This is a genomic window from uncultured Nostoc sp. (genome assembly GCF_937863485.1).
Classification (GTDB): Bacteria; Cyanobacteriota; Cyanobacteriia; order Cyanobacteriales; family Nostocaceae; genus Nostoc.
In genome coordinates this window covers 186,052-194,654 of sequence record NZ_CALMFY010000113.1, presented here as the reverse complement: position 1 = coordinate 194,654, position 8,603 = coordinate 186,052, and the positions used below count along the sequence as shown (strand labels likewise).

General features: G+C 40.6%; 8 protein-coding genes and 2 pseudogenes. 4 read left to right on the top strand and 6 right to left on the bottom strand.

Annotation, left to right across the window (positions count from 1 at the left end; all coding sequences use genetic code 11):
- Nucleotides 1-44 precede the first annotated feature (44 nt).
- Entirely contained in the window at nt 45-251 is a 207-nt protein-coding gene (locus Q0541_RS15480; protein WP_366941887.1) for a DMT family transporter, read from the top strand.
- A gap of 65 nt (nt 252-316) precedes the next feature.
- Here the strand turns inward: Q0541_RS15480 and Q0541_RS15475 are convergent, their stop codons facing one another.
- From Q0541_RS15475 to Q0541_RS15460, 4 genes and pseudogenes are all read right to left on the bottom strand, one after another.
- Nucleotides 317-1,342: a tetratricopeptide repeat protein gene (locus Q0541_RS15475; RefSeq protein WP_298911573.1), complete on the bottom strand. Its 1,026-nt coding sequence runs from the start codon at nt 1,340-1,342 to the stop codon at nt 317-319.
- Nucleotides 1,343-2,712: 1,370 nt separating this feature from the next.
- Nucleotides 2,713-3,484, bottom strand: a pseudogene (locus tag Q0541_RS15470) (metallophosphatase).
- Nucleotides 3,485-3,626: 142 nt separating this feature from the next.
- Nucleotides 3,627-4,436 (bottom strand): metallophosphoesterase family protein, encoded by an 810-nt coding sequence (locus Q0541_RS15465; RefSeq protein ID WP_298911572.1) that lies wholly within the window; start codon nt 4,434-4,436, stop codon nt 3,627-3,629.
- Nucleotides 4,433-5,227: pseudogene (locus Q0541_RS15460) on the bottom strand (GTP-binding protein). Before Q0541_RS15460 ends, Q0541_RS15465 begins: the two are co-directional and overlap by 4 nt.
- A 484-nt stretch (nt 5,228-5,711) precedes the next feature.
- Here Q0541_RS15460 and Q0541_RS15455 point away from each other — a divergent pair.
- Complete coding sequence (locus tag Q0541_RS15455) at nt 5,712-6,008, top strand: hypothetical protein (RefSeq protein WP_298911571.1); 297 nt, start codon at nt 5,712-5,714, stop codon at nt 6,006-6,008.
- Nucleotides 6,009-6,052: 44 nt separating this feature from the next.
- Here the strand turns inward: Q0541_RS15455 and Q0541_RS15450 are convergent, their stop codons facing one another.
- On the bottom strand, nt 6,053-6,535 hold the full coding sequence (locus Q0541_RS15450) for a tetratricopeptide repeat protein (protein ID WP_298911570.1): 483 nt from the start codon (nt 6,533-6,535) through the stop codon (nt 6,053-6,055).
- A gap of 3 nt (nt 6,536-6,538) precedes the next feature.
- Entirely contained in the window at nt 6,539-7,495 is a 957-nt protein-coding gene (locus Q0541_RS15445) for a homogentisate phytyltransferase (protein WP_298911569.1), read from the bottom strand.
- 106 nt (nt 7,496-7,601) lie between these two features.
- Between Q0541_RS15445 and Q0541_RS15440 the strand changes: the two genes are divergently transcribed.
- Complete coding sequence (locus tag Q0541_RS15440) at nt 7,602-7,727, top strand: hypothetical protein (RefSeq protein WP_298911568.1); 126 nt, start codon at nt 7,602-7,604, stop codon at nt 7,725-7,727.
- A 196-nt stretch (nt 7,728-7,923) separates the two neighbouring features.
- Complete coding sequence (locus Q0541_RS15435; protein ID WP_298911567.1) at nt 7,924-8,544, top strand: hypothetical protein; 621 nt, start codon at nt 7,924-7,926, stop codon at nt 8,542-8,544.
- Nucleotides 8,545-8,603 lie beyond the last annotated feature (59 nt).

Here is an 8,603-nt window from a genome sequence, read left to right as displayed (position 1 = left end):
ACCCGTTAATGTACTGATATCACTGTACCTCAGTTACCTGCAATCTGCTGTATCTAACTGCAACAATCGTCTTGGCTCCCTTATTGGGTGCTGCCACCATGATTGGGCTAATCATCCTGGGACAAATGCTGGCGGCAATAACTTTGGATCATTTTGGTTTAGTTGGTTTTCCTGTACACCCACTGAGTCTCTGGCGAATTGTTGGAGTAATTTTGTTAATCACTGGTGTGGTCTTTGTACAACGAACTTAAGGTGGTCGTAAACCAGTAATCTTTAAGTAATGCCTACATCGATAGCTATGGATAATGCCCTTTATTCAATTCGTTCGGGTATTAATTTTTTGGATTAGCTGATCAACTTGCTCAACCATCTCCTTGTTTTCCTCAGCTTGGAATAACTCTTTGGCTTTTTTGAGATTAACGATCGCTTCTTTTAGCTGTTGTTCCCTTCCCAAAGTGATTCCCAAATTATAGTAAGTCAATGCATCGTTAGGTACAAGGCTAATCGCTTTTTTGTAATGTGCGATCGCTTCTTCTGATTTACCTTGATCATCCATCGCATTTGCCAAACCCGTGTGAGCCTGTGCATGTTTGGGATCAAGGCGAATCGCTTCGGTATAGTCGGCGATTGCCTCTGTTAGCTTGCCTTGGGCGTAAAAAGCACTTGCTAAATTATAGTGAGCGTCTACATAGTTGGCATCGAAGCTAATGGCTTGTTTATACTGGGCGATCGCTTCTTCTAGGTTGCCTTGAGCGTACAGAGTATTTCCCAAGGCATTATAACCTGCTGGATTTTTTGGATCGAGGCGGATGGTTGCTGTATATTCGGCGACTGCTTCTGCTGGCTTTCCTTGAGCGTAGAGAGCATTTCCTAAGTTATAGTGAGCGTCTGCATAGTTGGGATCAAGACTGAGGGCTTTCTTATATTGGGCGATCGCAGCTTCTAACTGATTCAGTTTTGCTAAAGTCAAACCCAAATTCAAGTAGGCTCCAGAGTCTTTAGGATCGAAGCTGATGGCTTTATTGTATTGTGCGATCGCTTGTTGTGGTTTACCTTGATCGTTGAGAGTATTTGCCAAAGCAATATAAGCTTGTGCAAAGTTGGGTTCTTGTTCAATTGCTTTGCGAAAAGCCGCTTCTGCTCCTTTTAAATCTCCTTTTTTGTAGAGATTGGTTCCTTGCTTAAAGTTAGCAACTGCATTTTTTTTCTGAGGAACTGCTGCTTGATTTGAGCCAGTAATTTTTGATAAAACAACGCCAACATCTTTACCAAAAACAGTATTAGCATTATTCAAACACAAGCAGATAATAGCTACTCCCAGTAGATTCTTGCTTTTCAGCATTTTTGTTACTTTAATTCCTGAGTTGACAAGTAACTGGAATTGAATATAATTTTCCATTTCTACACACTTTATTCAACTATTTAGATATGGTAAAAAGTTTTTTTATTAATTTTTATATTTCTATTATTATTTAATTTAAAGATTTTTTAAAGGAAAAAATTAAAAAATACTATCCTTCATTATGCCAATTTGAGAAAGTCAGGGATTAGACGATGAATTACTATTTCAAATAACTCCTTATTCCTACCACAAATGAACGAGAAACACAATAACTTTTATTTATATAAAGATTATATCATCTGGAATTATAAATATTGTGTTGATTTTATAACTAATGTTAAAATCCGCTCGTAAAAGTTTCAGACGATTGATTAATAAACTTAGCTAGACCTTATGAGGCTAAGGCAAAATCTCAATTGTCTAATTGCATATGTAATTTTTTTATGCTGAACAACATTTTTAGCTACAAGTTTAACACTCTTGTTCGGATTGCAGTAGTTAGTATAGGTGTTGCAACAACTTGGGGAGTTGCAAACGATGCTGCTAAGGCTGTAGGGTAGGGCAAACGTATCATGTCAACAAAAGGATTTTATTCTCAATAGGTTCTAAATTAGTCGCATTAATCCCTGCTTATTGACACAAGTTTAGCGACGCCGATAGCGTTGGCGCAGCCTCTCGGAAGAGAGCGTCAGCCCCTTCCCTACGGGACGCTCTTGCGTTCGGGGAAGTCAAAAGTCACTCATTCAAAAGTCACTCATTCAAACATTTTGAACCCCATAAATAAATTTAGTTGCTCTGAGTCAACTGACGTAGTATTTCTTGTACTACGTATCTCGAAATACATTTTTTTTATTTTCCATAAATAAATTTAGGGGCTTGTACCTTTTTGTTTCTGGTCATAGCCCGTCGTAGACATCACTTTGAGTAGGGGAAAATAAATCAAACGATAAAATCAACATTTCTCGTTGGTTCTTAACCTTGCTTGTGATCAAGAGTAATTTAGATGCGTTTGCCCTGGATCTGTCTATAATGTTCAATTTGCCACCAGAAAAGCGATCGCGATGCGGGTGCTGTTGTCTAACCATCTTTTTAGGATGGTTGCACTGTGCCAAAATTATTGATAATGATTTTTTTGAGACAATGCGGTAAGCAAAGTTATGCCGTCAGGCTTGTCGCCTACCTTCTGATTTTTGCTGATAATACTCTGGCAGATAGGGATTTATGATCAACTACCGAACTCATATCTGGCATTTATTGCCGACAATCGAGACAAAACCAGTAAATTTTACTACTGCGAACATGACGCAGTAGTTTTTCATTACAGCAAGGGCAGTTATTCATATTTAAATTAATTATCAGTGTTGTTAAATTTAGGAATGAAATATTCTTGATTTGGATTTTATAGACTTGTGCTTGCTTTGAAATCCCTTACTATTTCCGTAATATACAGTCTTGAATTCCACTTGGTTTGTACCGGGGTTGTAAAAAGTATAGGTAGCTTGACCTGCTGTGCGTCCCACATTCCCCACTCCAATTACTTGACGCGGGGAAACAGTAACTATTTGAGGGAACACTTGGTTATCAAGAGTGCTAAGTTCAGTAGTAATAGAACCAGTTTGCATTTGATACTGAAAAGTTAAACCAGAGCGTCCACAAAACATATTATTTGCTTGCATCCGCGACAGTCTATCAAGCATTTGGATTGGGGGAGTTTCGGGGGTCAGTTCCTCGCCCACACCTACCGTTGAACCGTGAATTAACAAACAATCCAATTCAAAAAAACCAAAATCGAGCGATCGCAACCATTGTACTGTCTTACGAGAAACACACTCCCATAGCATCTTAACAGTGTCGCCCTCATATTTTGCTATTAATTCAGCTGCGTCTCCAGTAGGGCCTAAACCATGCAAAATCAAACACTGTTCTTCCCACCAACCTTTACAAATCAGGGGTTCTAATTCTCCACGACATGGACTAAGTACTCGTTCTACCAACTTCTCGGCTTCTGGTCTTGGTCCCACCAAGTCGCCCAAAATATACAAAGCTTCTACGTTATTACCTTGACGCTTATATATCTTCGATCACAGCTTCATAAGCTGCCAAATTACCTTCAATTCCGCTTAAAATAGCCCATTTATTCATACTTATTTTGGATTTTAGACTACTACTGGTGTTGTACACCTTCAGGTTTAAGTGTTTTTAAATGCAGAGGGACGCAAAGGAAAGCGCATACCGCGAAGGCGGAACCCGCAGGGTAGGAACGCAGAGGAAGAGGGAAGATAAATTACCTTGTACACACATGAGTCGGATCATCCGCCCGTTCTGCATACTCCAACCCATGCGCTAAACGCCAAGCAAAAATTGCAGGCAAACCTTTCTCTAGAATTGCTGCACAAGTTTTCTGATAGTCGTAAGGCACTTCCCGCAATTTGACTTCTTGAACATCTGTGTCATAAATCACATAAGTAGCATTCGGTCGTCCATGTCGGGGTTCTCCCACAGAACCCACATTCACAATCCGCTTTAGAGGAGATGTAAAGCTAAGTTCTCGTATCTTTTCTCCTCTAGCAACACGAACTTGCAGCTGACCTGCATCAAGAGTCCGGGTATAAGGTACATGAGTATGTCCACAAAAAAGTACATCCGAATCTGTGGAAATTACCCACTCTAATGCTACAAAGGCGTCGAGTTGAGGTAGTAAATATTCATGGTTGCTATGAGGACTACCGTGAACAAAAGCCAAATTTCCCTCTTTGAGACTGTGGGGTAATTTAGCTAAAAATTCGCGGTTTTCTCGGTAAATTTCTTTATTAGTCCACTTGTGAGCCTGTTGACCTCTTTTTTCTACCAATAACGAGGGATAACTGCAATCACAAGCGTTCAATCCTTCTACAATATCTTCATCCCAACAGCCAGCGCAGGTGGGAATATCTAAAGCACGAATTTGGGCAACTACTGCATTAGGATGCGGCCCATATCCTACTAAATCGCCAACACAAAAGATTTTTTCGCATGAGTGTTGGTCAATATCTAGTAATACAGCATCCAAGGCTTCGTAATTACCATGAATACATGACATAACGGCTATTTTCACACTTGTTCTCCCTCTAGTAGAATCTCTTTAACCTGTTGTTGGTATTGCAAAATCGTAGCGTCAGATAAACAGCAATCTGATAATGTTTGCCTTAAAGTTGCTTCATCCAAGTTTTCCCCCACCACTTCTAATCTACTGAAACGCTGAGGTCTACCTTCCAAGTAGCGTGGTAAGTCTAATTCCAGAAAATCCGTCTGGGGAACGCCAGCAACAAAATCACAGTAAAGTGACCTACCATCGTTAACGTCAAAAATTCCTTTGGCACGGGTGACGATACCGTAAGCACCGTGGGTGATTTCGTACTAAAATTCCTCTAGACTGTTTTCGTCAATGACTTGACCGTTGCTGGCTGCCCACCATAAAGTTTCAGCAGTAATGGTTTGGGCTGGTGCGCCACAAACAATCTCGTTCGCCCAAGAATGGTATTCAGAATCTTTGAAGTCGGGTGGTAGGACTGCTATGGCACGGTAAGTTAGATTATCTAATATTTGTGCGTTAGCTGCGCTCGCCGTAGGCATCGCTTCTAATTGCAAGTAAAACCCCCATTCAATGTAAACTGCCTCTGCTTTAGGTATTTGGTTGAAAAATTCAACTTCCTGACCGTCACTAAAAACTTGTATGCCAGGAAATTCAGTAGCTACGCGGGTTTGGTCAATGGGAACAGTGCCAGTACCAGGGCTGAAATAAATTATTTTGTCAACAGCGGCGATTTCTCGCATCTGTTGGCAAACCCAGGTAGTTTTTCCAGCCCCAGATGAACCAGCAACGACAATAATGTTTGGTACAGACATAACTATAATGATAATCATTTTTATAAAATTTGGAATATATTAGCGAGAAAATTACTAACTTTACCAATGCCACACAGTTGTAGCATCTGGTTTATCGATGAGAGTTACTCCCACTGCTTACAATTGGTCGCGTATACAGTCTGAAGCGGCATTGCGCTGTTTACGTGCATCTTGTCGCTGCTGAATTATAGTTTCAATGTCTGCATTACTTAAACGTTCTTGTTTGACATCAGTTTCGTCTTTTGGTCAGGACTTACGCAAGAACTCTCTGAAACTCTTATTCCTACCCTGCGGGAAGCCGCTGGCGCGTCTATGTGTCCTTTGCGTTCTTTGCGGTTCGTTTTATCATGATTTTGCGTAAGTCCTGTTTGTAATGCTTCTAGTCCCAAAACCTGTGCCAAGTGAACTAGGGTTTGCCACTGCTATTACTATCAATACTGGTGCTTTTAACAACGTTTTAATTATTAATCAATAAATTGGCAGTTTGCTAATCCCTCTTTCTGAATTAGCAACAACAGGTAGCAAAATCTACAGCTACTCGCTATTTTCTCCAGATGTAAATGATAGAGGTAATCCAATTAACCTGCTTGATTGGACAAATGCATCTGTATTTCCTCAAGATACTCCTAACACTGTTGGCGGCATTGATTTAGCAGCGACTAATGTCAGTGTTGTGAAGGCTGTTCCAGAACCATCATTTGTCGCTGGCGCACTTCTATTTAACACCTTTGTAGTTGCTGCAAAATTCAAAAACAGAGGTAAGAAAAATAGCAACTTATAAAGGCGTAAAAGTAGTCAATTTGAAGTTTAATCAATACTTTGTTTTCACTCAACTTCAGATTGACTTAATTTAGTACTCATTTTATCTAACAGTTGAGTGATTTTTTTAGCTTTTTCAGGTTGACGTTGTTTTTGCAATAAATCTTTAGCTTGTAGCAGGTTAGTTTTAGCTTCCTCTTCTCGCTTTTGCTGCATGAGAATATTTGCCAGACGCAAGTAAGCATCAGGATTTTTCGGACTGCGGTGAATCACTTCCCGGAATAATTCTGTTGCTTCCTCTACTTGACCTTGCTGGTTTAAAACATCTCCTAAAAATAAGCGCACTACATCATTAGTAGAGTTGATGGAAATCACTTTGCGAAACGCTGCTTCTGCACCTTGGTAATCTTTTGCTTGAGTAAGATTGATTCCTTTTTGAAATAAGTCTGAGGTAATCAAAGTTTTCCAAGCGAAATAGCCAAGAATTGATAGACTGAGAACAACTACCAGAGCAGGGATAATAGAACTAGTGGGAAAGGTTTCTAACATTGTTTAAGCCAAAAGGCAGGCGATAGGAAAAATCAGATATTCGATAAAAAAGAGTTTCCAAATAAATTGATAGAATTGAGTGATCGCACTTTTATCTTGTAAGTCTACTGCCAAACTCCGCAACCACATCCAAAGTAGCAGCGCTAAATGGGCAATTACCAGAAATATGGGGTTAACTGAGGCAACATGTAGCACACCAACTGTGATTATCCCCAAATAGCAGACAGTTATCACCCAAAGAGCCAGATTAAACACAGCTTGCGAACCGAGTTGGATAGTGAAAGTAGAGATATTATAGAGGCGATCGCCTTCCATATCTGGGACATCTTTAAAGATAGCGATCGCAAAGGTAAACACCAAGATAAATAACGTCAGCACCCACACCACAGGCGGAATTCCTTGGCTTTGTTTCAGCGCCCAACTATAGTGCAAATACAATCCTAAATTAACAATCGTGCCGCGCACCGAAAAAATACACAGCGCTGCCCAAAATGGAAACTGTTTCAAGCGAATTGGCGGTAAAGAATAAGCAGTACCAATGGCCAAACTAATTGCTACCATGCCCAATAAGAATGGCCCAGTTAACCACGCCACAACTAGCGCCAAAATCCCAGTCAAAGCGACAATTAATTGCCCCGTCTGTTGAGAAAACTCACCTGATGCCAACGGTAAATGAGGCTTATTAATCTTGTCAATCTCAACATCTTCTAATTGATTCAGCCCCACAATGTAGACATTGCCACACAGACAAGCAATCCACGCACCCAAAACCCGACTCAGTGGAATGCCAGAAAACCCAGTCGAGGAAACAGCAATGGCTATTAAATACAAACCCAACACACTCAGACTTGTACCAATAATCGTGTGAGGGCGAGAGAATTTCCAGAAAGCGTATAACCAATGGAAATATGATTGAACGGGTTTGCCTGGCAAAGGGCTGTTTTGATAACTCTGGCTCATGAGTAGCTTAGATTCAGTATTCCGGCTTATTGTTAACCATTGTCACAGAATTTGGTCATTAACAAGAGCTAAAGGTCTAGACACACTGTATTTTCATCGGGGAAGGATGGCTACCGCCGTTGGCGCAGCCCACCAAGAGAATCAATCTAGCTTCATGAAGACACCCAATACCGCAAGGCGGAAGTCACTCATTCAAAAGGAGCCAGTGCGTTGGGCGGCTCTGCCGACTTAAAGCAACTGGCGTTCAAAAGTCAAAAGTATTATGAAATAAGCTTTTTAGGGCTTTTTAATGGTCTGCTTATTTCCGCCGTGCTGTACTCAATCTCGAAAAAATCTCACAACCAACCATCAAAAAACCTTTTCCCTACTCCCTATAACGCTACAATCTATTAGAAAAGCAAAGAAATACTTAAATCCAGAGCGCCTTCATGACCGCTGATTTGACATCCACAGCGATATTTAACTTTGTGGCCGTGCTATCCCAGGCTGCGGCTGCGTATCGAGGACCCAAAGACACACGCCCTAGTCCTGAAATATTAGTAAATGCCTTGCTACAAGCAGAAAAATCTGCTAAGCAGCAACGGTTAACTTATCCGTTTGAGTCTCTTTTAGGTAAATGGCAACTTTGCTTTGTCACTGGCACTAATAAAGTTAGAGAGCGCGGGGGAATTGTATTAGGCAAGGGTTTGTATGTACCCAAGTTTATAAAAATCCATGTTTCCTTTAATACCACTTTGGAACAGGATTTAGGCAGAGGCGAAATTGTTAATCAGGTTGAATATGGCCCACTTTTGTTGAAGCTCACGGGGCCAGTGCAATATTTCAGTAAGAAAAATTTATTGGCATTTGACTTTAACCACATGCTTATCAGTCTGTTTGGTCGTGTCGTTTACAACAGACCAATCCGTTTTGGTAAAATTAAAACAGAAGATTTCTACAACCTGCCCATAGCTAAACTACCCTTCTTCGGCTTCTTTTTACAGACGGAAGATTTCATTGCAGCTCGCGGTCGTGCAGGAGGATTGGCATTTTGGATTCGAGAAAGTTAAAAACATTGCAGAGAAAATCCTTACCATCTAAAAGGCTTTCTCTACACAACTGATTTTTC